This window comes from Nostoc sp., from assembly GCF_036917195.1.
Classification (GTDB): Bacteria; Cyanobacteriota; Cyanobacteriia; order Cyanobacteriales; family Nostocaceae; genus Nostoc.
The window spans coordinates 41,944-66,015 of record NZ_JBALDG010000011.1 but is presented as its reverse complement, the minus strand read 5'-3'; the positions used below and the strand labels follow the sequence as shown (position 1 = coordinate 66,015).

Genomic DNA, 24,072 nt, shown 5'->3' with positions numbered 1-24,072 from the left:
TAGCAAATCTCCTTCCAGATGACTTGCACCCAGCACAATACTTGCGCTAATGAAATATACCTCTTGTGATTGTACATTTTTTCAAAATTTATTTTAATGCGGATATATAAATAAAACAAGCCTGAGATTGAGGATAGATAAATTCAAGAGAACAGCCCAGATCAGAGAGATTTTTCACTAGTGCAAGTCAGGTTTTTCTCTGATTTTGGCTGTTATACCAATTCTCTAAAAGGCTGCACAAAATCAGGCATAGTCAGAAGGGGCTTAAGCCCCTTCTGACTATGCAACCTCACAGCTAATCGGTATTACTCTATTTAAATTGAGAACAATCGTTCAAAATAGACTATGCAGTTCTATTTCAAGACTGATTGCTAGGCGCATTAGGAACTCGTGTATTTATGAGAGCCTGCGATATATCTGGGATAAACCAGTTAGCCTCATTGCTGTTAAGAACTTTCACAGTCGGAACATTTAATTCAATCGCAGCAGTATCTGGATCTGTCTTAATCACTAACTGAGTTCCATCAAGGATCTTGAGAGCAGCCGGGCCTGTTAATTTTTGACCTTGCCCATTAAAACTAGAAGTAAAATTTGCTACCTTGATATCATTCCCTAGATAGATCCCATCGCAATCCCAGTTCTTTTTAGTGGACTGACCATTAGCTAGAAAATACAGATTATTGTCATATACAGCATCTTCATTATCTTCATCATTTGGTCTTTTGCCGTATACTGCTATAGTATTACCTGTTTGGTTGTTACATTGACCCCAGTTGATTCCCGTCTCTAAAGCATATTTTTGCAGTGTTAATTCCTCGATTCTCTTCTGAATTTCTTTTGGTGTGAGACCTTCAACGTCAGTTTGGGCATCTTTTGTCTGAGAGAGTTCGTTAAGAGTTTTAGTGACTTCGATATAGTCAGGGTTTTTGCTAAATTTTGGTCTATCAGCAAAAGAAGGTTGAGCAAAGGCGAGATTTGCGAAAATCATCAAGACAATTAGCAGAAATTTCCAGATTTTCATGTTTTGACTCCTGGTGATGGATAATATAATTTGCAGTTTAGAATTCATTTTGAGTAGAAAATTGATGATGTACCTATTTTTAGATAGTAAATTTTTGTCAAGAGGACTCAAGGTATGGCCAGATTTGGAGACTTGGGGAAATTATCTAAGAGTCCTCAAGTAAGGCTACACCCTTGGATTTAATACAAAAGCACCACTTTTTGGTGGCTGATCTTCAGGTGGTGTTCCAATCCGCATCTGCAAGACTCCCCTTGTCCCCAAGTCTCTTTCTTCAATGTTCTTCACTCGACGGCTGAGTATTGAAACTTAAAATCAATGAAAATATATAACTAGAAACTACAGATACAAGAGTCAAAGTAACATTTTCTGTAACAATAAATATACCCAGTCCAATCAATATAGAAGGCACAAAAGTATTGCCATTCTCAGTTAAAAATTGTGCAATCGCAGGTAAGTAGGTTAACTTATAAGCGGTATAACACCACACACCTACTAATGAAAAGAATACACTTAGTATTACCAGTAGACTCTCTAATTCAGAATTGGCAAACAGAGGTACATAGACGCTAATATTATCACTACCATTTGCAAAGGCGATCGCAGCTACATTGCATGTTTGCGGAGAGAAAAAACTGGCAATTATAGAGGGACAATACGGCTCGGTTTCTTCTTCGGCTTCCTCTGATGAATCCTCTTCGCGTTTTAGTAAACTACTCATACCAATGATTATTGGCATTAAACCAAGTAGTCTAATCCAGTCCTGCGGTATGATTAGTCCACCGAAAAAACCAGGAAGGCTAGCAATGATCAATGCAGCAAAACCGAGATACTGACCAGCAAGGATGTGACGACTGCGGAACGTTTTATTTATTTGTGAAAAAAGCAACGTCAGAATGACAATATCATCGATGTTGGTGGCACTAAATGCTGTGATCCCTGTGGTAATTGCAGTTACTAAACCGCTCATTTGTGGAAGTCCTTATTTTCATACTTGGTCATTCAATTTTGGATTTTAGATTTTGGATTGGATTTACGATATCCAAAATACTGGTATCAAAAATCTTATATTGAGTAGGAATACTAAATTATGATCTGTGTCGTTGTCACTGATGCGTCATGTGTTTCGCTCTGCTGAAATTTTTAAACTGTACTTTGGCTGTTTGGGTCTGTGCCGAAGCCTTGATTTATACTTTAGTCAAACTAACCGATAGAATCAAATGCTTTTGTTTGTCAAAATGATAAATGAAAGTGATTAAAAATTTGACACCAAGTTGTAGGGATACCATAAATGGCAGGAATGACGCTTGAGCAGCTAAAAATCTTTCTGGCTGTGGCGCAGCAGTTACACTTTACTCGCGCAGCTGAGGAGCTTTATATTACACAACCTGCCGTCAGTGCAGCGATCCACAACTTAGAGCAAGAATACGGAGTGAAACTGTTCCATCGGATTGGTCGCCATATCGAGATTGCTGAGGCTGGTAAATTGCTGCAAGTGGAAGCGCAGAAAATTCTCGATCAAGTTTCCTTGACTGAAAGGGGATTGCGAGAATTGAACAATCTGCAACGGGGTGAATTGAAATTAGGGTCGAGTCTGACAATTGGTAACTACTGGCTACCAAGCAAGATTAGTGAGTTTAAGAGCCGATATCCCGGTATCCAGATTGACTGTAGCCTTGCCAATACAGAAGAGATTTGTGTCGGAACAGCGACAGGACAGTTTGATTTGGGTTTGGTGGAAGGAGATGTGAAGCCAGCGCTCCAGAGTACTCTAGAGTATGAAATAGTGGGGAGCGATCGCTTGCAAATTGTGGTAGGTCAAAAACACCCTTGGTTTGAGTGGGGAGAAATTGATTTAACCCAATTGACTAAAACCCTTTGGGTGATGCGAGAAACAGGTTCTGGAACCCAGCAAAGGTTTGAGGAAGCCTTACAAAATTGGGGAATCAATCTCAGTGAACTGAATGTAATTTTAGTGTTCAACAGTGGAGAGATGACAAAAGCAGCAATCGAAGATGGTGTCGGTGCAATTGGAATTTCTGAGTTGATGGTAAAAAAAGAAATACAGTTGGGAACTCTGCGGACAATTCGAGTTATTGATAACAGAGAGGGCAAGGGTGCGATCGCAGAAATAGTTCGACCTTTTTTCAAACTCAAACATCGTCAACGTTTTCAAACTGCTCTTTCTAAAGTCTTTGAACAAATGTTGATATCGTCTATGTTAGATGGCTCACATCAACACGGATCAAAATCAGTTATTTAAAGCAACATTTTCGCCAATTTAATTAGAAATAATCAAGGAGTTAATCATAGAGAACTCATGCTGAATTCTCTACGACTAGCGGATGAATTGAAAAATGCTGTAATCTTAAATCCGCTTGCAGGCAAGTCCCCAGTCCCCATTGCCCCTTATCCCTAGAGGGGACTCCGAGTTCCCCAATCCCCTTCACACCTTCTGCATATTTCTACTGATGGGGTCAAAACCTCTAGAAAACCGCGTGCTTTCATCGTAGTAAGCGCCAGTCAGATTCGCTCCATACAACTTGGCATAGCTGAGTTTGGCTCCCCGGAGATTTGCTTCATTCAGTTTGACACCGCTCAAATTAGCTCTGGTCAAGTTCGCTTTGGCTAAGTTAGCTCTACTCAAATCTGCTCCCCAGAGTTTAGCTTTAGCTAGGTTAGCTCCACTCAAGTCAGATCCCCATAAATTGATTCCAGGCAAATAGGCTCCAATCAGCTTGTCCCGACTCAAGTTGACGGCTGGAAAATATCTTTCTCCTGCGGCAAAACGCCGTTTTAATTCTTCAACATTCATGCGTCACGTTGACCTTCCTTAGCAATACAGAAGTTATTTGTTCCCATTCCTGGCTTAGTTCTCCTGGAAACTCTGGCTGACCACTGCGCTGATACCAGTAATGGGCATTGTTCAAATCGCCTTCTTTGCGGTGCAGGTAAGCATGAACCCAAGCACTATCGGCATCGCTGGCATTTCCAAGTATTTCATGAGCTTTGCTCCAATCACCTTTTTTGTCATACCACATTGCTTGCAGCCCTATTGGCAGTGTCTGAGGACATAGGGGCTGCTTTTCGATTAATCGCAGGAATTCCTCTGTATTCATGATCGCCACCCAACAAGAATTAGACTTCTATATCTAAGATACTCCTCAACTTAAGGTTAAGGGGAGCTGGCGTTGCAGGGGAGGATGAGGGAGCTGGCGTTGCAGGGGGGCAAAGACTAAAGCTTTTTATAACTTTCCAAACATCCTCTAAGCTTTGTGACCTTTCTTACAATATCCCTCACTTTCTAAACATCCTCTCATATCTACTTGACTGGAATAATTTCAAACTCGAAAGTACTGATCAAACGGTCATCAATATAGACCTCTATTCTATGCTTACCAACTGGATCCCCAGGAGCGATCGTCCAAAAATTCTCAATCACACCCTCTGGAGCCGACTGTGTGCGCCGTGTCACAGATGTAGTGCCGTCTGCTGATATTGAGAAGTCTTCACCATTATCTGTACCCCAACTTTCTGGAGGTTTCGGTAAATGCAAAACTTCGCGCCATTTCACTTCACCTTGATAATCTTTGAGTTTAATTCGCCATCCGTAGGCGTTTCCTTCCTGAAGTGGCACTCTTGTTGTCTGGAAAATGGTAACATTACCTTTGGTGTCAACTCTCTTCAACCCAAACAGAGCGCTACTGACAGTAATCTGTTTAGCATTTGTTGGCAAAGGAAAAGGTATTACATTTTGTACTACAATAGAATTAGCGGCGATCGGCTCAGAAGCTATGATCCCAAATATTAGCCAAGAAGAAGCTAGCACAGCAATAGTAGCCCAAATTCTCATTAGTATGGTTTTCCTGTCAGACTTTTGGTTACTTGTTCAACTAATCTGACATGTTTTTCGGGTAAAGGTTGCTTATGGTTGGACGCGATTTTTACTGAAGAAGAAAAAGCACTTTCTGATGACAGCGGCTCTAAATAAGGCTTGATCACGAGTACCAATTATTAAAAGTGCGTTTTTGGTTGGCTATGTGGCTCCTGATATACCTATTTGGATTTTGTCTATCAGCGAAATTGTTTGCTATCAGTTCATTTGGAGTTGGAGTCCCTGACTGTCTAATCAGTATATTTGCGTCTATTCCTTAACGATTATGGTGGGGTTCAAGCTTTCAAATTCGTTATTAGATACCAATAAGATAGTCAAGGGTTTAAGTACAGAAAACATCTCTCATTTGTTTTTGTCTAAGTAAAGCATTTCACACCAAATGGCGAAATTTTTTATGAATCGTTGTTATACCCCGATAATATTTTAGTAATGCCACTTTCTTCAAAAAACGCTGCATCCGAAAACCAGGCTGAGTAGGAATTGGAAGAAGCCTATGCCCGTGCGCCAGAGACTCCTGATGATCGGTGAGCCAGCCCCCTGGTTCACAGCCCGTTCTACAAACAGTGCTAATTTTCACTTCGAGACAATCGCGGGTCGTTACATTGTACTCTGCTTCTTCAGTTCAGCGGGAATGAAAACTAGCCAGCGCATTCTTGAAGACATCTGGAGCCAACGGGCAGTCTTTGATGACCAAAACTTCTGTTTCTTTGGCGTGAGCGTCGATCCAGAGGATGAGAAGCAGCACCGAGTTCAACAGCATCTTCCGGGCATCCGGTTCTTCTGGGATTTTGATCAAGCCATTAGCCAAAAATACGGTGCCGTTACCGCCACAGGGGATTACAGACAATTTACGCTGGTACTCGATTATAGTCTGCGGGTGCTGGCGGTGCTGCCGTTTAATGAGTCACCCGAAACCCATGTGCCGCAGTTGATGGCATTCCTCGCTCAATTGCCACCCATTCCGTCAGAAGCACCGGCGGCAGTTCAGGCACCTGTCTTGATTGTACCCAGGGTATTTGAACTAAAACTGTGTCAGGCGCTGATTCAGTTCTATGAATTGCATGGTGGTGGAGACTCCGGCTTTATGCGAGAAATCGATGGCCGTACAGTCCCAGTCTACGATTACGGTCATAAACGGCGACGGGATCAGGAGATTACCGACGAGGAACTGCGGAATGCGGCGATGCATCGAATTCATGATCGCCTTGTTCCCGAAATTTTCAAAGCCTTTCAGTTTCAAGCAAGCCGAATGGAGCGTCACATTGTTGCTTGCTATGACAGCCAAATCGGTGGACACTTTAGACCCCACCGGGACAATACCACGAAAGGGACTGCTCATCGCTGCTTTGCGGTGTCATTGAATCTGAATACGAGTGAATACGAAGGTGGATGTTTGCGATTTCCAGAATTTGGTCAGCAAACCTATCAACCGCCTTTGGGTGGAGCTATCGTCTTTTCCTGCTCCCTGTTGCACGAAGCGACACCTATAACTCAAGGACGGCGGTATGCCTATTTACCCTTCCTCTATGATGAGGCAAGAGCTAAGGTTCGGCAGGCAAATCAGCATCTTCTTGGGTCTGCTTTAAAGGAAGAGTCAACCAAGGAATAGCGCAAAAATTCCAGTGTTACTGATAGATAGGAGCAATGCGATTTTGTGAGATTGGCAAAAAACGAGCGATCGCTGAATACTCCTCTCTATTGCAGTTGATTGATCCACTAATTTGCCATTTTCAAGGCAACTTTAGCATTCATTTCTGGAGCGTAAAACTTATCAATTCCCTTACCTGAAGACCCATAGGCAAGGTCATAGGCAGGATGTTTGTCATTATGATTCAATAGAATTAATAGTTGGAGAACTGAACCAACGAAGCTCAAACTATATAGATACTTGGTGACAAAGGTATTTGGTTACTAAATCGTTAAAGTTGAAATTACTTTATCAGACTTATCCGTGTTTAAGGAATTATTTATCTTGGAAATTTGCTATTTGAAGTTCAGCTTGATTGCTACCAATTTTGTGATTGATAATAGGAAAATTACGCTAATAAAATTAAGTTAAGGTTAAGAATATACCACTAAAGTTTTAAGATTAGCTTGTTCTTAAAAGTTTGACATTAATATTAATAATATCGTACAATACGGCTCAGTTAAAGATAATCATAGGTTGCATTGAAGAACGAAACTCAATATTAAACGTTAATTGTTGGGTTTTACTTCATACCCTACGGGTATCTTGCTACAACCCAACCTACGCAGCTTAAGATTTTTAGGACTAACTGAACCGTATTGTAATATCGTAACAATTATTTACATACATCATACTATCTCCGAAGATGAAAGCATGGTCAGGTAGAATTATGCTTGTCAAATTAAAAATTGCTAAAAATTAGACTAAAGTGATAGGGATTCAGTTTTAGCAAAAATTAAAAACAGAAACTGTAACTAACTGACTTGCATTACGAAGACTAATTCGGTTTTTGTACTCCCATTTTGCTTACCTGATAACCTTTTTCACTAGTGTGATAACTTCTTCGCCATTTTTCGAGATGATCTATAGATATTGATTTAGACACAACATTTACACCATTTCCTCGCCAAGCAACTTCTGCATCTGTTGTGAAAACCCCGCACTCTAATTGATCTAGCCTCATATTCCAATATTCACTAAATCGACCTTTTAAAGTAATAACTTGCTCAAATACCTTGTTTCTATGCTTATTTCTTCTTTTTCTTTCTGTCGCTCCTGTTGCTTCTGTATCAATAAACTTAGTTTCAATTAAAAACAGACTACCCTTAAAGGTCAGGTAGACAAAATCACACTTCCCTAAATCTGTATAATCTGAAATTGGAGATTTTTCAAATAACAGCAATTGGGCGCATGAAGGAAACAAGTCTTTGATATTCAGAAATAAATAAGCTTGCAATAGAAGTTCCTTATCATAAGGAAACAAGATCACTCCTTCAAAAAACTTTTGAATGTCCTCCTGAGTTTGGGGTTGAATTCTTTTACAGTATGAAACAAATTTATCTAGCTCGTTGACAATCATCAAGTTCTAACTCCTTCCCCCGATCGCAGCCTCAAGTCCCTTGGCATAAAAAGATACTATTTTCTGCCGGAAATCATCATCCGCAGAAGTAACTAAAAAACTGCTCAGAATCCTATGTATTTAAGTTTATTTACTGTTGACAGTTCAGTAAAACTGATTTTTTAGCTGCTTTTCAGTATTAGTGAACTTTTCACTTTTGGCGTCAGCTACCAGTTAACGATTTTATATGAGCAGGAAAACTGGCGTTTTGCAAAGCTTGAACAGTTATTCTAGAATCTTGTACGCAAAATTGCCAACCCAAGCGAACAAGTTTACGAGAATTTTCAGTTTGGATAATTCCAATCACTGGCATTTTTGCCTTTTCTTTGTCTCCTGACTGTTCTTGCAAAATTGTTTTCAAGCGATGTAGTTCTTCGATATTACCTGCTTGCTGGGGATTTAATTCTACCATCACCATTTGCACTGTTTCCACTGGTTCTGCATCTTCTAGAATAAATTGAGTTTGCTCGTCGCGTTGATCTAGTTTTCCCCAAATAATCAATCTAGTATCAACTTTGAGTAGGGAACTAATGCGTTCATAGGTTTTAGGAAAAACAATAGCTTCTGATTGTGTAGTTAGGTCTTCTATTTGCAAAATTGCCATCTGATCGCCTTTTTTAGTAACCACTTTTTTCACGTTATTTAACATGACAACTGCACAAAGCCTTATTTCTTCCTTTTGTTCTCCCAGTTGTGAAAGGTTAATTGGAGTTAAAAGTGGTGCTATTTGCCGTAAGGATTTCAGGGGATGATCTGATACATAAAAGCCTAATAATTCTTTCTCCTTTTGCAACTTTTCCTGTGGGGTAAAATCCATCACAGGTTTAGATTTTGGAGCAGTTTCAAAGGCATTATTGGCTTTTTTATTCTGAGTATAAGAAAATCCCTCGCCTAATAAATCTAAGAGATTCCCTTGACCACTGGCTCTATCTTTAGCGCGAGATTGTGCCCAATCATACACTAATTCTAAGTCATTAATTAACTGTTGGCGGTTTAGTGCAATTTTGTCAAAGGCTCCACAATAAATCAGCGATTCCAGAGTCCGGCGGTTAACAGCACGTAAATCGACACGATCGCAAAAATCAGCAAGGGATTTAAATCCTGTCTCATTTCGCGCTTCCAAAATACAGGCGATCGCATTCTGTCCCACATTACGCACCGCCGAAAATCCAAACAGAATCTTTCCCGCTGTCGGTGTAAAATCGACACCAGAACGATTAATATCTGGCGGATCTATGGAAATACCCATATTACTACAGTTAGTAATATATCTCTGTACCTTATCTGTATCGCCACTGTTCGCCGTCAACAGTGCCGCCATATATTCCAATGGGTAATTAGCTTTTAAATATGCTGTTTGATAAGTTACATAAGCATAGGCAGTCGAATGGGATTTATTGAAGCAATTGGAAGCTATTAAGCCATTTTTGAGCGCAAAATTATGGTCTTGCTCAACCCCAATGTCATAGACATTTTGTTTGCCTAAATATTTACGTGTGGCTATTTTGATCATCCTACCCTACCCCCGAAAAAAAAATTGCGAAGTTTTGCGAAATTAATTGATAAAACGCTGAAAATTGTAGCTATAGTAATACCTATAATACAAATTTAGATCATTAGAAAACACTGCTATACTCTTACACAAAAGTAGCCCAAATATATCAAAACGTTGGTAAACTATTAGATAGACAGTTAATAAGCATATAATTGCTGTTTTTAAAGCTTATTAAACACATTTCAATACATATTAATCCGCTTAGTCAGATTCCTGGGCAGTCGGGAAGAAGCAGGGGAGAAAAGTTTTCCCTTCTGTACCCCGCCCCTCTGCCTCTTTCCAATGCCCAATACGTCAGTTACGATCGTTGAAAAGCAACTCGGTATAAAAGAGTGTGGGTAGGTGAAAGTGGCGCTGATCGTAATTTTGGCGGTGGTTGTGGGATTGTTTGTGGTAGTCGAGATCGGACTGCGATCACTCTTTGGCTTTGGTAATCCCCTGATTTACATTGGTGATGAGCAGATTGGTTATTTATTGGCTCCTAACCAGCGTACCCGTCGTTTTGGTAATCGCATTGAAATTAATGAGTATTCTATGCGAGGTAGTCCGATCAAAAAGATACCTGCACCTTCTGGGCTGAGAGTTTTACTGTTAGGGGATTCTATTGCTAATGGTGGCTGGTGGACAGATCAGACTAATACAATATCCACGATGATGATGCGTTCTCTGGCATCATTCACTAATAGTAATTATCAGGAAGTAGAAGTGCTGAATGCTTCAGCTAACTCTTGGGGGCCAAGGAACGAGTTAGCTTATTTACAGAAGTTTAGCAATTTTAACGCGCAGGTGGTAGTGTTATTAATTAATACCGATGATTTGTTTGCTACTCCTCCCACTTCCTTACCGGTAGGACGCGATCGGAACTATCCAGACAGTAAACCTCCCCTGGCATTAGTGGAAGTGTGGCAACGTTATATCCTCAAGCAAAAGCCAATTCCGGAAATGAAAGCAGTGCATAATGAAGCAGGCGATCGCGTTGGGATTAATCTGGAGGCGATCAGCAAAATTCAAGCCCTGACTCGCCAAACTAACAGCCAATTTATACTAGTCATGACTCCCTTGCTGCGAGAAATTGGTGAACCAGGCCCCCGCGATTACGAAATTAAAGCACGGCAGCGCTTGAACGATTTTACCAAGGTACAGCAAATTAACTATATAGATTTTTTACCGCTATTCAATTCAACTACCAACCCGCAAGGTTTGTATCACGATCACATTCACCTCAACTTACAAGGTAATAAATTTGTCAGTGAAGTTATGGAGCGATCGCTTTTGGAAATACTGGGGGAGGCATCACTTCTTCAGAGCTACTTCAATTTTAACTTAAAAAAAGGTTTGTAGTGAGCGATTCATCGCTCACTTTCAAGGACTATATCTAACCCTTCTCCTTAAGAGCGGAACACTACGCATAGCAAGATTACCGTAGGGGTACGGGTGACTAAAAAGTTAGATCCCCGACTTTTCAAATAAGTCGGGGATCTGGATACCGCGAATTTTCATAACTCATTTAGGATTGCTATATCCCACAAACTGATTTGCAGGTTTATGCCTTAAGCGATTGAATGACTCTCACTAGCTGCTTAGGCGTATATGTCTTAGTTATATAGGCGTCAGCACCTTGCTTTGTTGCCTACAAGCGGTGAAATGCCTGATTTTTGCTACTACAAATTACAATAGGTACTTTTTGATTGGTCGGATTTGTTTTGATGAAGCGATACAATTAAAATCCACTTATTCCTGGTATTACTACATCCGCAACAATCGCATCAGGCTTTTATTTTAAGATTATTTCTACAGCTTATTTAGCACTAATTACTTTAATTACATTTAAACCTGATCCCTGAGATAATGACTAATTAATTTCAATTTAATCAGACAATATTCTATAACTAGAATAGTAGCAATCCAGGTAATACTCAACCTTAAATCTCCAAAAAAATATGTTGGCTTTCATGGAGTTATTTATTATATTAGTAAATTAAATAATATGTTTAAAGATTACTTTTAGTAAATCGCCTTGTGTAAAAGGCTTAGTTAAATAGCCTGATGCTCTGACCATTTTAGCTTTAGCTTTATCTAGAAATCCTACTTTTCCTGACACCATAATCACGGGTGTATTTTTAAAATGTGAGTGTTTACGCAGCAAAGAGCAGAGTTCATATCCGTCTAAATTAGGCATTGAAATATCCAACAAAATTATGTCGGGTTTTGTGCGAATAATCTGCATTAAAGCTTTTAAAGAATCTGTGACTCCAACAACAGAAAAGGTTTGCTCATCTAAATAACTCTTAATAGCATTCAATACCGTAGGACTGTCATTAATACAAAAGATTGTGTAGACTTTTTTATCAACAGGTGGTTGGGTGATTCGTTGCTCCCTATGTTCATTAGTATTAATAGAGTAGGCTGACGGTTTATAGCTGTTTGTTCTAGACGACTTTGGTGTAGTTTTAGTTTTTAGCTCATTTATTTGGAACAATTGTGAGGGGTGCGATTGAGAAGTTGGCAATGTCTGATGATAAGCCGCTTCTCTACGAGAGGCTTCTCTTTCAGAGACGCTAACGCGAACGCCAACGCTTCGGGGTGTTTGACATTGTTCAACTAGTAAGCGGAGATTTAGATGACAAAACTTTGGCATGTCATCCAGAAAACTTTCAGGAATAAATTCATAACTTCCCTCTTCTAAGTTCAGAAATGACTCCAGAACTTCTAAGGCCAATTCCTCTATCAGTATCGCCGCTTGAGAGGGACTGATATATTTCTGATTGACTAACCAGCAAATAGCCAGATAATCTGGGTTCGGTATTGCCTGATTTTCAATACCAGTTTCAAATATCGCCCGCAACTGTTCTTTGATTCCGCCAGGGAGAGTAGAAATTTCCTGACTCAAGCGTTGCAAATTTCTGTAAAGTGGCTCAAACATTTTCTCTGAGTAGGAGGCATAAATGAGTTTACCCTCGTCCACATATATAGACCAACAGCCTGACGTGCTAAACACCTGCAAACAACCAGTAACCGACTTACCAGTGATTTTTTTCAACAGAGATAAAGGCTGGAGCTTTTGGAAAAATCTATATCTACTAATCGGAAGTGTCTTCATTGGGATGGCTCTGGAATAAAATTAACATTTGCAGGCAAAATTAGTGAATTACCTTTTCGGAATTCACCGCGACTTTGTTGGAAGCACTATCAGATAAATATAGCGGTCACATTTGAGTTAGTACAGAGATTCCACACCCCCCAACTCCTAATTCACCAATCTCTGTTAAGCTATAAGGCACGAATTACAACTAAACCAATTCATGTTATAGCCCAATAGCAAAATCGCCTGACTGGTTGCCAGGATATAGTATTTCAAAAATTAGATTGGTTTTCTGTATCTTTCGCTAATCTAGCCGATCTAACAGTAGCTCAAGTGTGACGCACACACCATTGGCTCTCGCCCATCAGTCACAAAAGTATCATTGTTATCCGTATTTTGCAGCCTAAAATTGCAGATACTTTAGTTATCTTACAAGAGTTGTTTTGCCCCTGATGCTAAAGTTTAGAGCGACCAAAACCTACAAGAATGTAGACGTAAAGGGATTTCCTCAAGGCTTTTAGGCATTAAGTCCGCGCTGACGAACTATGTTTTTGTAGCCGTGACGAAAGTCGTCCGCACTTTTGCTAGAAGTTTATTCTTGAGGGGAACTTCTAAAGTTGAGGCTGCGTTATGCGCGGCATCGTCTCACGCCACTTGACGCCAGTCCGCTCAAGTCGGGATACCCGCCCGGCTGGCTCCTCTACTTGGGGAAACCCCAGACGCAAGGGTAGCGTAGCGTAAAGCCTGCGGCATGGCTTCTTTACGAGACGCTCTTGCGTTCGCTTAGAGCGACGTAGGAGCGTCTGACTCGCTACCGCAACTCTTAGAGACGCTCTTGCGTTCGCTATCGCCCTTGGCGTCTCCCCTGGGAGAAGACCGCAGTGGCTCCCCTTCTCCCATCTTTGAGAGGCTAGCACCTGCCGTAGGATGCCTGTTCGCCGCAAGGCGTCCCGTTAGCGAAGGAAGGGCTGTAGGAACAAGACCGCACTCCCTCACTGCGCTGGCCTCTCACGAATGGGCGCTCCGCTATTAAGTACTGGGGAAGAAATTCTTACTTTTGTTCTTGGTTGGGGTTCTAATCCCCATCCAAATCTTCCCAGTCCTCAGTCTCTAATCCCCAATAAAGAGTTCAATGTCTAACTTAGGTTTGTGATTGTAGAGCAACTCTTAGTGTTGGGATTGGGCAAAATTATCACTTGTACAACAAGAATGGTAACCTCCGACCAAGAATGAGTTAGCTGATAATTGCCGCCATGATGGTGTGTGGTGAGATGCACAGGCGACCAAATCAGCAGAAGGGAATCTCTTCATCAGCACTGGAAACGGGTTCTAATGTTGTGTGGGGCTAAATAGTCACCCTACACTGGAGTGACAAATTCAAGAACTTACAGCGATATTCTTGATTGCTAGTACATACTTGCAAAATAGCTATTTTCAGCTAGATGGTAGATAACAAGTAACGTACTCACTAAAATTCAGATTACTATAATTTTCAAAAAAAGTTAGCAGAAATATATAAACTTCATGATAAATCAGTAAAGTAAACATGAAAACTAATTAATATAATCTTCTAGTATTTATTTGTTCAGATATCCTGAAAGACTGAAAATGTACAGGAAAAAACAATTTTGTCTGCTTATTGAATTACACTTATAAATGAGTAAATCATTTTATGGTAGCAATTTACCATAAAAATCTCATGTTTTAAAAGTCACAAATATAAATACAAAGTTGTACGCGTAGGCGTAGCCTGTGGTAGACATCGCATTCATTAACCCATAAGATATATGTAGCAAAAAGACGCAAAGAATTTCTTTGCGTCTTTGACGTGAGATTTAGAAGTGAATAATCTCACTGTTATACTTCGTCATTTACTTAAAATTGCTCCCGCCAGCACCAGCTTAAAAGTGTACCACCAGCCACCAGCTTAACTACTTCCAGTACCCAATAACTGCCGTGTAGTAAATTCATTGTCGATGGAATAGCAGCAGCAGCTTCAAATAGGTTGAGTTGAACTCCTATAGCGCACATTTGCGGAGTTAAGAAATACGTGTCAAGCATAGCTATAGTTAGTAGCAGCCCAGATAAAACAATACTGCCAATACGCCAGTGATATCGGATTTTGCCCAAAGCTAGTGCCCCAGTCAATACTACAGCAGCAGATAATAATTCCATCCGATTGAAGTTCCAAAAAATCGTATAGCCTGCTGTCGTAAAACCTGCTTGGCTCATCATCCCAGAAAGATAAAGACTAGGCATAATTACCCAGTCTAAAACTAGACTAGCACTGAGCCAAAAGCCCAAAGTCAATATGATCGCAGTTTGCCAAATTGGTCGTTTGAATTCAAGGCTAGAAATAGCAGTCATAAAATAATTGCATGTGTTGTATTCTTAGTTTCTAACTTCTTCCGCTGTTTGACAAGAAATATCAACTAACCTTTACAAAGCGATCGCTCTTAATTCATTCTTAATCCAATCCCAAGATTTTTTAAACTTAGTTGAGAAATATTAAGATTTTTTAAAAAGTAATTTACATAGATTTTACCTGTTAAAAATACTCAATTTTTTTATATCGAAAGTAACTGGTCAAGCAATATCGATAGCAATAGCAAGGGAGATGCGTTAGTTTCTTCTCTGCTAGCAAGCAGAGAAACCTACCATCATTCAGGCTTTCCAATAAGTCTCTTCAGTGATGACATTGCCATCCGGCATCGTGGTGTTGCAAAGCAAAACATTCTCCAGCAATCCAAAGTAGAAATTAATGGCTCCGGACAATTTGACATCCATAAAATCGGTGGTTCGCCATTCAACTTCCAAGAGGTTAGTGCCATTGAATTTGCAACCAATGAGCCTCACACCTCGCAGCTTGCTGTACATCAAGTTACTGCCACTCAAATCAGACCCAGTCAAATCCGATCCAGTCAGGTCGATGCTGCTTAAGTCAGCGTTAGTCAGATTAATCCCACTCAAATTAGCTCCACTCAAGTCAACACCTCTGAAATCCCGTTCCCCGGCAGCGAGCGTAACGTTGCAACAATTCCTTAGCAGTCATAGTTACCTCGTTCCCAGTCTCTAATTGGGAATGGCTAATGTGAGGCTTTGCCTCTTGAATTTGCGGCAAAGCCGCTTTTAATGCATTTCCAGCCGGAGGCTGGAAACGAAAAAAATGATCGGTAGTGGTTTATATGCAGTATAGTTTGACTTAAATATTGTGGCAGTGCTAAAAGTTGATGATAAGTTAGGACTTACGCAAAAATCGCCAAAAAGCTTAATTTATCGAACCGCCAAGATGCCTTCGCGAAGCGTCTCGTTAGAGAAGAACGCCAAGAATCGTAGAGTGTGTGTAAGTCCTATAAGTGTTGCTAGTCCTGAATTTAGCTACCAATGAAAGTTAGCTTAATTGACGACGAAATTGGTTAATACTGATAGATAAAAGCACTATTGCAAAAACCAAAAGTGCGATCGCATTCAACCAAAGTACGTCCAAACCTGAGCCTTTGAGCAGTATCCCCCGGACAATCGCTACATAATGACGTAGAGGATTTAGTAGCGATATATACTTCAATATTAAAGGCATATTTTCAACGGGAGAGATTGCACCGGAAAGTTGAATCAATGGTAAATTAATAAAAAATGATGTCAGTACAACTTGTTGCTGAGTACGACATATTGTTGCCAGCATAATCCCAATGCCAATTCCTACAAATAAATAAAGTCCTGATAGTCCTAAAAATAGAAAAGCATTGCCTCGAAAAGGCACTCCAAAAACTAATCTTCCCAAATTTAAAGCTAAGATGACATCGCCCATCAACAGAATAAACAGCGGCACAATTTTAGCTAACAAAATTTCCCAAGCTTCTGCTGGAGTCATTAACAGTTGTTCAAGAGTTCCTGTATCCTTTTCTCGCACAACTGTGACTGAAGAAACCAAAGAACTAATTAGTGTTAAAACTACTCCCAAAACTCCTGGGATGAAAAACCAACTACTCACTAGTCCAGGATTATAAAGAAAGGTTGTTTCCGGGTTAATTAATGCTGGTGCTTGATTAGATGAAAAGCGCTGATTAAATTGATAAATAATCTGATTTAAATAACCTTGGGCAATTCCAGCAGTATTAGCATCTACTGCATCAACTAAAACCTGTATTTCGGCTGGTTTTTCTTCAGATAAATGGCGGTTAAAATCATAGGGAATTACCAATCCTGCTGTAATTTTTCCCTGTCGCACTTGCTCACCTAAGTCCTGATCGTTGAACATATATTTTTCAACTAAAAAGACTTTATTTTCAGTTAATTCAGCAACTAGCTCTCGGCTTTCATAAGTATTAGCATAATCAACGATTCCTAATTTCAGATAATGCACATCTGGATTCAGAGAGAACCCATAAATTAGCATTTGGATTGTGGGAGGAATTATCAATAATACTAGTGTTTCTTTACTCCTCAATATTTGGTGAAATTCTTTAATTGCTAAACTCCAGAATCGGCCATTGAACAATCTTTGGATTAATTTCATAGTTAATTTAGTTCTAAATTATAAAAGGGTATATATAGTAGAAGTTAGGAGACGCGATTAATCGCGTCTGTACAGGAGTTAGGAGGAGAGACGCGATTAATCGCGTCTGTACAGCAGTTAAAGAAGCTTTTTATCTGGCTTTCAGGGTGAGGTGCTGTACTTGATTTAGTTGCAAACTTCTGTATAAAAGAATAAATATAATATTCTGGTAATGATTAATCTGGTAATTGCATTCGTTTTAATATCCCACGGGCTGCATTAAATAGCAATAACCCTAAGATAACTAGCATTAAAAATGATAACCAGACCCCTGCCCACCCAGTGCCGCGTACATAGGCATCACGAGTAATTTCAATATAATAACGTGCTGGAACAATATAAGTAATTAGTGAGAGTGGAAAGGGTATATTACTAAGCGGATAAATGAATCCACTTAGTAATAAAGATGTCAAAAAACCTAGTAACGCAATAGTCTGGACGGCAGCATTTTGAGTGGGAGAGCGAATCCCAATTAATAAACCAAACATAGTACTATCTATCAAAAACATTAGTGTACCCATTAATAATGGCGTTGGATCTCCAGCTAATGTCAATTGCCAAATTATTACACTCATAATCATAATAAGTGAAGCTTCGTTAATTCCAATTAGTAGGTAAGCTAAAGCTTTTCCTAAAAGGAATTCTTCAGCACTGAGGCTAGAAGTATATACTTGTAATATTGTCCCCTTTTCTTTTTCGCGCACCATAGTAATTGCTGTTAATAATGAGGGAAAAATCCACAAAATTACTGCAAAAACACCAGGCACTATTGAAAGAGACTCTTTTCTTCCCGGATTAAACCAGAGGCGAATATGGGCAATAACTTTATCAGATGAAGGTTGGAAGCCAGAATTTTGAAGAAAGAACCTTGTTGTTGCTTGAATACCGTTTTTAATAACTCGTGCGTTATTAACATCAGTTCCATCAACTAAAATTTGTACTGTGCTAGTTAAACCAGATTTAATGCGACGACTGAAATCTGGCGGAATGACCACAGCAGCTTTTGCAAGTCCCTGATCAATTGCCCATTGAGGATTTTGAATTGTAGATTTTGCATTTGAATTGAGAAGCGGAAAGCTATGATTATTAATTTGTTCAAATTGATTGGTTGCAAATAGCCGCTCAGTATAAGCACGGCTGAGGGGACTGATGTCAAAATCTTGTACAAATAAGGGAATATTTTTAGATTCTAATCGAATAGCAAAACCGAAGATAATTAAGCTGATAAATGGTAGGAGAAATGCTAGTGCTAAAGTAAAGCGATCGCGCTGAAATTGGGCTAATTCCTTGCGGCATTGAGATAAAATTCGTTTCATTTTTATTGGTCATTTGTCCTTAGTTATTAATTCTCCCCCTACCCCCTCTCCTCTTCTTGGGTACGTTGTACAATACCAATAAATGCATCCTCAAGAGAAAAGGGAATAGGTCGCAAAGAGCGAATATTAATCTTCTGTGTTTGTAAAATTGAGCGGATATAGGGAATATCTGAGTCTGGATGATCGAGAACAAGGTGTAAGCGATCGCCAAAAATTGATACTCGCCACGGTGCAAACTCAGTTTTGAGTAAATCAGAGGCATCTTGGGTTTTATCGGTTACAACCTCTACAAGTTGACCGGGTTGAGCAGCTTTAATCTGACTCGGCGAACCCTGTGTCACCACTTCACCCGCCACCATAAACCCCATCCTGTTACATTGTTCTGCTTCTTCTAAATAATGGGTAGTCACCAGTACTGCTGTACCTGCTCTAGCAAACTCATTAATTAATCGCCAGAACTGACGACGTGCTAAGGGGTCTACTCCTGATGTCGGTTCATCTAAAAACAAAATTTCTGGCTCGTGCATCACTGAAGCGCCAAAAGCTACCCGTTGCTTCCATCCTCCTGGTAATTGTCCTGTGAGCATATTTTCTCTGCCAACTAAACCACAAGTGGCAAGTACCCAATCAATTTTGGTGCGGCGTAACCGACTTGGTACACCATAAACTCCACAGTAAAATTCCAGATTCTGGATAATAGTCAAATCATCGTAGAGGGTGAATTTTTGGCTCATATAACCGATGCGTTGGCGCACAGCCCTACTACGCAGATTTTGAGTTTGTCCAGCTAAAGAAATTTTCCCGGATGTTGGTTCTAAAAGACCGCAGAGAATCTTAATCGTAGTTGTCTTTCCTGCACCATTCGCTCCTAGTAACCCGTAAATTTCACCATAGCGAACTTCCAAATCTACACTCTTAACCGCCTGGAAGTCGCCAAACACCTTTCTGAGTCTATTTGCACCAATAGCAATAGATGTAATTTCTCTTTCCTCAGACCTTCTTTTTGTACTGGGAAAAGCCATAAATTCTGGGTCATTGCCAGCTGCACGCAGACGGGAAACAAAAACGTTTTCTAAGGTAGCGTCAGTAGTTTGAATGCTGTCAAGTTGTAGCCGCTGCTGAGTGAAAATTGTTTGAACTGCCGCTGTACCGACTGCGACATCTTTAACTAGCACATCCAGGCGATCGCCAAAGGTTTGCACATCAACAATTGATGTGTGTTTGCTATTTGTCGCCTCATGTAATACTCGTTCAGCTGCTTCAATGTGCTGAGTCCGAACTTCCAAACGCTGTAAACCCAGACTCTCTCGCAACTGAGAAAGGGTGCCAATTTGCTGAATTTCGCCTTCATACATCAAAGCAATGCGATCGCACCTTTCGGCTTCATCTAAATAAGGTGTCGCCACAACTACTGTCACTCCCTCTGCGGCAATGGTGGCGAGAACATCCCAAAATTCTCGCCGAGATACCGGGTCAACTCCTGTAGTTGGCTCATCCAACAGCAGAATTTCAGGTTGAGAAATCAAGGCACAGCATAGAGCTAATTTCTGCTTCATCCCACCAGAGAGGCGACCAGCCAAGCGATCGCCAAATTTATCCAAACTCATTAATCGCAGATATTTCTGACGACGCCCAAAGAATTGCTGTTCGGGAACTTCCCGCAATCCCGCAGTGTAACGCAGATTTTCATCAATACTTAAGTCGAGATACAGTGAGAATTGCTGTGTCAAATAACCAATAGATAAACGAGCATCGCGGGGTGGTTTGCCCAAAATCTGGATATTGCCAGCAGATGCTTCCATGACCCCACCCAAAATATGGAAGGTGGTTGTTTTTCCTGCACCATCGGGGCCAATTAAGCCAAAGATTTCTCCCCGTTGGACAGCAAAATCTATTCCCTTAACCGCGACTAATTTTCCATAACGTTTGGATAAACCTTCTACCTGAATTACTTCTGCATCAATTTGGGGATGAGTTAGGAAATCGCCCCGATCAGCAGATGGCGTGATGGTAGTCATAAGAATTTTGGATTAGGGATTGAAGTAGTGCGGCGATCATTTTTTCGCCTCTGGTGCGATGATAATCTCAGCATCCGCTGGCATTCCTGGCTTGGCTAAACCATCGGGCTTGTCGATGGTGATTTTGACACCAAAAACTTGTTTAACCCGGTCTTGCTGGAAATAAATATTCTCAGGGGTAAAAGATGCTTCGGTGTCAACGGCAGCAATTTTAGCACTCAAGGGTTCTTTGGGGGCTGAATCTAGAAATACCTTCGCTAACTGACCAACTCGCAGTTTTCCAATTTCGCCTTGGGGGATAAAACCACGTAAATAAACTGTTTTGGGATCAATTACTGTGAGCAGGGTTTTGCCAGTGGTAACAACTGCTCCTGGTTCTACACTCCGGCTGACGACTACGCCTTCAATTGGGCTTTTCACATTTAGGTAAGCAATCTGAGCTTTAGTTTCTTGCTGGGAAGCTTTGGCGTTAGCGACATCAGCTTGAGCGGCGGCTAGTTTTAAGCGCGTCTGTGCCAATTGGGCGCGTAATCCACCTAGTTGGGCGTTACGGATAGAAGGATTTAACGCCGTGCTTTGGGCTTGGGTCAATTGTCCTTGGGCAGAATTGACTAATTTTCGATAAGAATCTACTGCTGCTTGACGTGATTTCAGGGTAGCAAGGGCAGTTTCAAGGCTTGTTTGGGCTTGGTCAAATTGTTGCTGGGTGACAGCTCCTTCAGCAACCAATTTAGTGTAGCGATCGCGATTTATTCGCGTGAGTTTCAATTCCGATTTGGCTTGTTCTACTTGAGCGATCGCTTGATTTAGTTGCGCCTGACTGGAAGCAACCGACGACTCAGCTTGAAAAATCTGACCTTTGGCATCTCCTTGCGCCTGTTGTAAAGAAAGCTGATTTTCCATAATCTGACTTTCTAGGATATTGATTTGCAACCGCGCCTGTTCTTCTTGTTTGCGAATGGAATCTAAACGGGCATCTGCGCCCTGAAGTTGTGCTTGAATCTCTGCATCATCCAACTTCACAATCACTTGATCTTTATGGACTGCATCCCCTTCTCGCACCGCTACTGACTCGATTCGACCCGCTACTTTTGCACCAATATCAGTTTCATAGCCTTCAATGCGACCGCCGAAGCGCAGCGCGTTAGTTTCCGAGTGCGGTAAGAGAAAAAACCAAGTTATTACACCTGCACCTATGAGTAATAGGGCTACGGGGATAAGCACGCCAGGAGACAGTTTACCCTTTTTTTTCTCTGCTACAGCGTTATCAATCGGTTCTTGGGGTGGCGAGATTAACTGAGTCATATTGGAGTGGGGAAGAATATCAGAATGACAGTTATAAATTGGTTAGATTAAGCGGCGTTCGCTTTTGCCCTGACATCAATACCATCTTCCATATAGACGATGCGATCGGCAATATCAAGAATCCGGTTATCATGTGTCACTAAAAGAATTGTCAAACCTTATTATTTAGCTAATTTTTGCATAATTTCCACAACATCGCTGGAGAAAAATCTGCATTATTCGCTCCTTGGAGCGTTGGTAAAGATGTTGCCATCTTTGCTAATGCAGTATCTGCAATTGCAAAAAGGCTAAACATTCACCTTATTGGGTGAATCAATCAGTCAAGCAGTTACTCATACTCAAACCCAGAGCCATGCGTAAACTTCTTGATTGCGATCGCCCTCGATTCAAAGAGGAAAATTTCTCAGCGATCGCATCACATTGCATTCCCTCCAGTTTTGTCAGAAACAATAGCACAAAAGTGTGCAATACTCACCATTTATGAGAACCCTATTTGCCTTTATGCTGAAGCGGAAAGTAGAAAAAACAGCTATGAAATTTGCACAAAATCCCACCTGCTACCAAGGCTTGCTAAAAGGCCTAACTCTAGGTTTTTTTTGTTAGCATTCATAATGCCCACCAGTGTTTTAGCCAACGAGAGCGAACAAGCCAAAGCTTTTGACCACACAACCACGCTCCAAACTGTACTTACCAGCAGTCATCGCTTTGCTGCAAATCGTGACCGAGACAAGTACCGTCACCCAGCACAGACTCTTGAATTCTTCGGTCTGCGCTCGAATATGACCGTGGTTGAATTGTGGCCGGGGGGTGGTTGGTATACCGAGATTCTCGCCCCGTTTCTACAGCAAAAGGGACAATTCATAGTTACCAACTTTGCTCCCAGCACGAGTAAACAGGCTTTAGCTTTCCAACAGAAGCTAGCAGGTGAGCCAAAGATTTTTGGTAAGGTCAAAGTCGTTGAAATTAATCCTCCAAATGAACTTTCCCTAGCCCCAGACAATTCCGTGGACATGATTCTTACCTTCCGTAATATTCACAACTGGGTTAAGGCTGGATATGCCGAGCAGGTTTACGCGGCGGCTTACAAAGCACTCAAGCCGGGGGGCATCCTGGGGGTGGAAGAACACCGTGCAAAACCAGGCATTTCTTTGGAAGAGAGTATCAAAACTGGCTATATGTCTCTTGATGGGGTAATTGCTGCTGTGGAGAAAGTCGGCTTCAAGTTGGTGGGCAAATCAGAGATTAACGCCAACCCAAAGGATACTAAGAGTATTCCAACTAAAAAATGATCCAAAACTTCAGTCACTTCGACAAAAGATTTCAACGAACCATTTTTTCAAACTTGGTAAGCGGTATATCTGTTTTTCGACTTCTGCCATTGCTTGTTGTGTAAGTTTAACTTTTGTATGGTAAATCTGCTCAACCAAAGTAACCACAGGATTTTTGCCCTTGAAAGTTAGGGTAGAAGCAAACTGGAGTACGGTATCAACACTGCCCTTGTAAGCTACCACGCCAATGTTGCTCAAGCCAACCAAAAGCGTGCTCGACAGGATCATATTTACTGTGATTTGGAGGATAATAAGCTAGTTGAATTGTCAGTTGAAATTTGTCAGAGAACTCAAGGATACGATACATAAACTGAGTTCGCCGAGAATGGTTTTCTGGTCCGTTATCTTGGTTGATGACTAATTTCCGAATCTAAGCTGCATCGGTCTAGCACACTCATCCACCATTGTTCAAGTATGTCAACGATACAATCAGCGCGAAAGTGACCGGGGGGATACTCCCCCCGGCGCATTTCGCAGTCAGTTTGGACTGTAGGAAAAATAGAAATAACTCGCCCTCTTCAGGCAGAAAAATCCCGTAAGGGGTAAGTGCTCAACAAGTTGAAAAGTCGTGGTCATATGCCACTGTTTTGACAGGAGTCTTTCCACCTCTATCGAACTCTCCAATTTTGATTCCCAGCTTGGCATCTATAGAAATTCTCAGTGTTGTTTGCTCATCATCTGAAGAACTGATTAATGCGGTTAACTTCTTTAAAGATTGCTTCTGTTTCTGGTATCTGTTTGATTGGTTTTGTTTTAGCCACCCTTTTTAAGCCATAACCTAGTTGATTCAATCGTTGTCGAATTACCTCAGTTGTTGGGAGTTCTTCATCTTGATACCCTTTGATTTCTATCAACTGATGACGGACTTGCGCGGATGACACCCTGGTATACAACCTTGTACTCTCAAAACTTGG

23 protein-coding genes and 2 pseudogenes are annotated in these 24,072 nt (G+C 40.9%); 4 read left to right on the top strand and 21 right to left on the bottom strand.

Annotated features, from left to right (window positions below):
- Positions 1-358 precede the first annotated feature (358 nt).
- Together V7K40_RS02655 and V7K40_RS02650 are read right to left on the bottom strand one after the other, a co-directional pair.
- Positions 359-1,021, bottom strand: coding sequence for a hypothetical protein (locus V7K40_RS02655; RefSeq protein WP_334956455.1), 663 nt, complete (start codon positions 1,019-1,021; stop codon positions 359-361).
- A 271-nt stretch (positions 1,022-1,292) separates the two neighbouring features.
- On the bottom strand, positions 1,293-1,988 hold the full coding sequence (locus V7K40_RS02650; protein WP_334956453.1) for a cadmium resistance transporter: 696 nt from the start codon (positions 1,986-1,988) through the stop codon (positions 1,293-1,295).
- A 321-nt stretch (positions 1,989-2,309) separates the two neighbouring features.
- Here V7K40_RS02650 and V7K40_RS02645 point away from each other — a divergent pair, with 321 nt between their 5' ends.
- Positions 2,310-3,281 (top strand): LysR substrate-binding domain-containing protein, encoded by a 972-nt coding sequence (locus tag V7K40_RS02645; RefSeq protein WP_334956451.1) that lies wholly within the window; start codon positions 2,310-2,312, stop codon positions 3,279-3,281.
- Between the two features lie 183 nt (positions 3,282-3,464).
- On the opposite strand, the gene V7K40_RS02640 is transcribed toward V7K40_RS02645, so the two are convergent.
- From V7K40_RS02640 to V7K40_RS02630, 3 genes are all read right to left on the bottom strand, one after another.
- Positions 3,465-3,833 carry a pentapeptide repeat-containing protein gene (locus tag V7K40_RS02640; protein ID WP_334956449.1) on the bottom strand — a complete coding sequence of 123 codons (369 nt, stop codon included), beginning with the start codon at positions 3,831-3,833 and terminating at the stop codon, positions 3,465-3,467.
- The gene (locus V7K40_RS02635; protein WP_334956447.1) at positions 3,823-4,137 is read right to left on the bottom strand and encodes a hypothetical protein; all 315 of its coding nucleotides are present in this window, start codon (positions 4,135-4,137) and stop codon (positions 3,823-3,825) included. Before V7K40_RS02635 ends, V7K40_RS02640 begins: the two co-directional genes overlap by 11 nt.
- 203 nt (positions 4,138-4,340) lie before the next feature.
- The gene (locus V7K40_RS02630; RefSeq protein WP_334956445.1) at positions 4,341-4,871 is read right to left on the bottom strand and encodes a hypothetical protein; all 531 of its coding nucleotides are present in this window, start codon (positions 4,869-4,871) and stop codon (positions 4,341-4,343) included.
- A gap of 559 nt (positions 4,872-5,430) precedes the next feature.
- Here V7K40_RS02630 and V7K40_RS02625 point away from each other — a divergent pair.
- A complete protein-coding gene (locus tag V7K40_RS02625; protein ID WP_334956443.1) occupies positions 5,431-6,522 on the top strand; it encodes a 2OG-Fe(II) oxygenase in 1,092 nt (363 codons plus the stop codon).
- A gap of 856 nt (positions 6,523-7,378) precedes the next feature.
- Here the strand turns inward: V7K40_RS02625 and V7K40_RS02620 are convergent.
- Together V7K40_RS02620 and V7K40_RS02615 are read right to left on the bottom strand one after the other, a co-directional pair.
- A complete protein-coding gene (locus tag V7K40_RS02620) occupies positions 7,379-7,960 on the bottom strand; it encodes a hypothetical protein (RefSeq protein ID WP_298908071.1) in 582 nt (193 codons plus the stop codon).
- Between the two features lie 202 nt (positions 7,961-8,162).
- A complete protein-coding gene (locus tag V7K40_RS02615; protein ID WP_334956441.1) occupies positions 8,163-9,512 on the bottom strand; it encodes an OB-fold nucleic acid binding domain-containing protein in 1,350 nt (449 codons plus the stop codon).
- 384 nt (positions 9,513-9,896) lie between these two features.
- Here V7K40_RS02615 and V7K40_RS02610 point away from each other — a divergent pair, with 384 nt between their 5' ends.
- A complete protein-coding gene (locus V7K40_RS02610; RefSeq protein WP_334956438.1) occupies positions 9,897-10,895 on the top strand; it encodes an SGNH/GDSL hydrolase family protein in 999 nt (332 codons plus the stop codon).
- Positions 10,896-11,097: 202 nt separating this feature from the next.
- Here the strand turns inward: V7K40_RS02610 and V7K40_RS02605 are convergent.
- From V7K40_RS02605 to V7K40_RS02555, 11 genes and pseudogenes are all read right to left on the bottom strand, one after another.
- Positions 11,098-11,474, bottom strand: a pseudogene (locus tag V7K40_RS02605) (response regulator).
- A gap of 58 nt (positions 11,475-11,532) precedes the next feature.
- Entirely contained in the window at positions 11,533-12,654 is a 1,122-nt protein-coding gene (locus V7K40_RS02600) for a response regulator (protein WP_334956436.1), read from the bottom strand.
- Between the two features lie 1,857 nt (positions 12,655-14,511).
- Positions 14,512-15,003: a hypothetical protein gene (locus tag V7K40_RS02595; RefSeq protein ID WP_273769091.1), complete on the bottom strand. Its 492-nt coding sequence runs from the start codon at positions 15,001-15,003 to the stop codon at positions 14,512-14,514.
- A gap of 297 nt (positions 15,004-15,300) precedes the next feature.
- Positions 15,301-15,621 (bottom strand): pentapeptide repeat-containing protein, encoded by a 321-nt coding sequence (locus V7K40_RS02590; RefSeq protein WP_334956434.1) that lies wholly within the window; start codon positions 15,619-15,621, stop codon positions 15,301-15,303.
- A gap of 406 nt (positions 15,622-16,027) precedes the next feature.
- Positions 16,028-17,152 carry an ABC transporter permease gene (locus V7K40_RS02585; protein WP_334956432.1) on the bottom strand — a complete coding sequence of 375 codons (1,125 nt, stop codon included), beginning with the start codon at positions 17,150-17,152 and terminating at the stop codon, positions 16,028-16,030.
- Between the two features lie 215 nt (positions 17,153-17,367).
- A complete protein-coding gene (locus tag V7K40_RS02580) occupies positions 17,368-18,507 on the bottom strand; it encodes an ABC transporter permease (RefSeq protein ID WP_334956430.1) in 1,140 nt (379 codons plus the stop codon).
- 38 nt (positions 18,508-18,545) lie between these two features.
- Positions 18,546-20,525 (bottom strand): ATP-binding cassette domain-containing protein, encoded by a 1,980-nt coding sequence (locus V7K40_RS02575; protein ID WP_334956428.1) that lies wholly within the window; start codon positions 20,523-20,525, stop codon positions 18,546-18,548.
- 36 nt (positions 20,526-20,561) lie between these two features.
- Positions 20,562-21,830: an HlyD family efflux transporter periplasmic adaptor subunit gene (locus V7K40_RS02570; protein WP_334956426.1), complete on the bottom strand. Its 1,269-nt coding sequence runs from the start codon at positions 21,828-21,830 to the stop codon at positions 20,562-20,564.
- Positions 21,831-21,877: 47 nt separating this feature from the next.
- Positions 21,878-22,027 (bottom strand): annotated as a pseudogene (locus V7K40_RS02565) (ABC transporter); the annotation flags it as partial.
- A complete protein-coding gene (locus V7K40_RS02560) occupies positions 22,000-22,125 on the bottom strand; it encodes a hypothetical protein (protein ID WP_334956424.1) in 126 nt (41 codons plus the stop codon). The pseudogene V7K40_RS02565 and the gene V7K40_RS02560, both read right to left, overlap by 28 nt.
- Positions 22,126-22,142: 17 nt before the next feature.
- Positions 22,143-22,280, bottom strand: a complete 138-nt coding sequence (locus V7K40_RS02555) for a hypothetical protein (RefSeq protein WP_334956422.1) — start codon at positions 22,278-22,280, stop codon at positions 22,143-22,145.
- A gap of 161 nt (positions 22,281-22,441) precedes the next feature.
- On the opposite strand from V7K40_RS02555, the gene V7K40_RS02550 reads away from it, so the two are divergent.
- Positions 22,442-23,119, top strand: a complete 678-nt coding sequence (locus V7K40_RS02550; protein ID WP_334956420.1) for a methyltransferase domain-containing protein — start codon at positions 22,442-22,444, stop codon at positions 23,117-23,119.
- Positions 23,120-23,128: 9 nt separating this feature from the next.
- Here V7K40_RS02550 and V7K40_RS02545 read toward each other — a convergent pair whose 3' ends face one another.
- From V7K40_RS02545 to V7K40_RS02535, 3 genes are all read right to left on the bottom strand, one after another.
- Positions 23,129-23,386 carry a hypothetical protein gene (locus V7K40_RS02545; RefSeq protein WP_334956418.1) on the bottom strand — a complete coding sequence of 86 codons (258 nt, stop codon included), beginning with the start codon at positions 23,384-23,386 and terminating at the stop codon, positions 23,129-23,131.
- Positions 23,316-23,465 carry a hypothetical protein gene (locus V7K40_RS02540; RefSeq protein WP_334956416.1) on the bottom strand — a complete coding sequence of 50 codons (150 nt, stop codon included), beginning with the start codon at positions 23,463-23,465 and terminating at the stop codon, positions 23,316-23,318. The genes V7K40_RS02545 and V7K40_RS02540 overlap by 71 nt, the downstream gene beginning before the upstream one ends.
- A 367-nt stretch (positions 23,466-23,832) precedes the next feature.
- Positions 23,833-24,051 (bottom strand): hypothetical protein, encoded by a 219-nt coding sequence (locus V7K40_RS02535; protein WP_334956414.1) that lies wholly within the window; start codon positions 24,049-24,051, stop codon positions 23,833-23,835.
- Positions 24,052-24,072 lie beyond the last annotated feature (21 nt).

What these genes read in the sequence shown, in the direction of transcription:
- V7K40_RS02655 (WP_334956455.1), bottom strand. Translation starts at nt 1,021, where the DNA reads ATGAAAATCTGGAAATTTCTGCTAATTGTCTTGATGATTTTCGCAAAT.
- V7K40_RS02650 (WP_334956453.1), bottom strand. Translation starts at nt 1,988, where the DNA reads ATGAGCGGTTTAGTAACTGCAATTACCACAGGGATCACAGCATTTAGT.
- V7K40_RS02645 (WP_334956451.1), top strand. Translation starts at nt 2,310, where the DNA reads ATGGCAGGAATGACGCTTGAGCAGCTAAAAATCTTTCTGGCTGTGGCG.
- V7K40_RS02640 (WP_334956449.1), bottom strand. Translation starts at nt 3,833, where the DNA reads ATGAATGTTGAAGAATTAAAACGGCGTTTTGCCGCAGGAGAAAGATAT.
- V7K40_RS02635 (WP_334956447.1), bottom strand. Translation starts at nt 4,137, where the DNA reads ATGAATACAGAGGAATTCCTGCGATTAATCGAAAAGCAGCCCCTATGT.
- V7K40_RS02630 (WP_334956445.1), bottom strand. Translation starts at nt 4,871, where the DNA reads ATGAGAATTTGGGCTACTATTGCTGTGCTAGCTTCTTCTTGGCTAATA.
- V7K40_RS02625 (WP_334956443.1), top strand. Translation starts at nt 5,431, where the DNA reads ATGATCGGTGAGCCAGCCCCCTGGTTCACAGCCCGTTCTACAAACAGT.
- V7K40_RS02620 (WP_298908071.1), bottom strand. Translation starts at nt 7,960, where the DNA reads ATGATTGTCAACGAGCTAGATAAATTTGTTTCATACTGTAAAAGAATT.
- V7K40_RS02615 (WP_334956441.1), bottom strand. Translation starts at nt 9,512, where the DNA reads ATGATCAAAATAGCCACACGTAAATATTTAGGCAAACAAAATGTCTAT.
- V7K40_RS02600 (WP_334956436.1), bottom strand. Translation starts at nt 12,654, where the DNA reads ATGAAGACACTTCCGATTAGTAGATATAGATTTTTCCAAAAGCTCCAG.
- V7K40_RS02595 (WP_273769091.1), bottom strand. Translation starts at nt 15,003, where the DNA reads ATGACTGCTATTTCTAGCCTTGAATTCAAACGACCAATTTGGCAAACT.
- V7K40_RS02585 (WP_334956432.1), bottom strand. Translation starts at nt 17,152, where the DNA reads ATGAAATTAATCCAAAGATTGTTCAATGGCCGATTCTGGAGTTTAGCA.
- V7K40_RS02580 (WP_334956430.1), bottom strand. Translation starts at nt 18,507, where the DNA reads ATGAAACGAATTTTATCTCAATGCCGCAAGGAATTAGCCCAATTTCAG.
- V7K40_RS02575 (WP_334956428.1), bottom strand. Translation starts at nt 20,525, where the DNA reads ATGACTACCATCACGCCATCTGCTGATCGGGGCGATTTCCTAACTCAT.
- V7K40_RS02570 (WP_334956426.1), bottom strand. Translation starts at nt 21,830, where the DNA reads ATGACTCAGTTAATCTCGCCACCCCAAGAACCGATTGATAACGCTGTA.
- V7K40_RS02560 (WP_334956424.1), bottom strand. Translation starts at nt 22,125, where the DNA reads ATGTTTAGCCTTTTTGCAATTGCAGATACTGCATTAGCAAAGATGGCA.
- V7K40_RS02550 (WP_334956420.1), top strand. Translation starts at nt 22,442, where the DNA reads ATGCCCACCAGTGTTTTAGCCAACGAGAGCGAACAAGCCAAAGCTTTT.
- V7K40_RS02545 (WP_334956418.1), bottom strand. Translation starts at nt 23,386, where the DNA reads ATGATCCTGTCGAGCACGCTTTTGGTTGGCTTGAGCAACATTGGCGTG.
- V7K40_RS02540 (WP_334956416.1), bottom strand. Translation starts at nt 23,465, where the DNA reads ATGTATCGTATCCTTGAGTTCTCTGACAAATTTCAACTGACAATTCAA.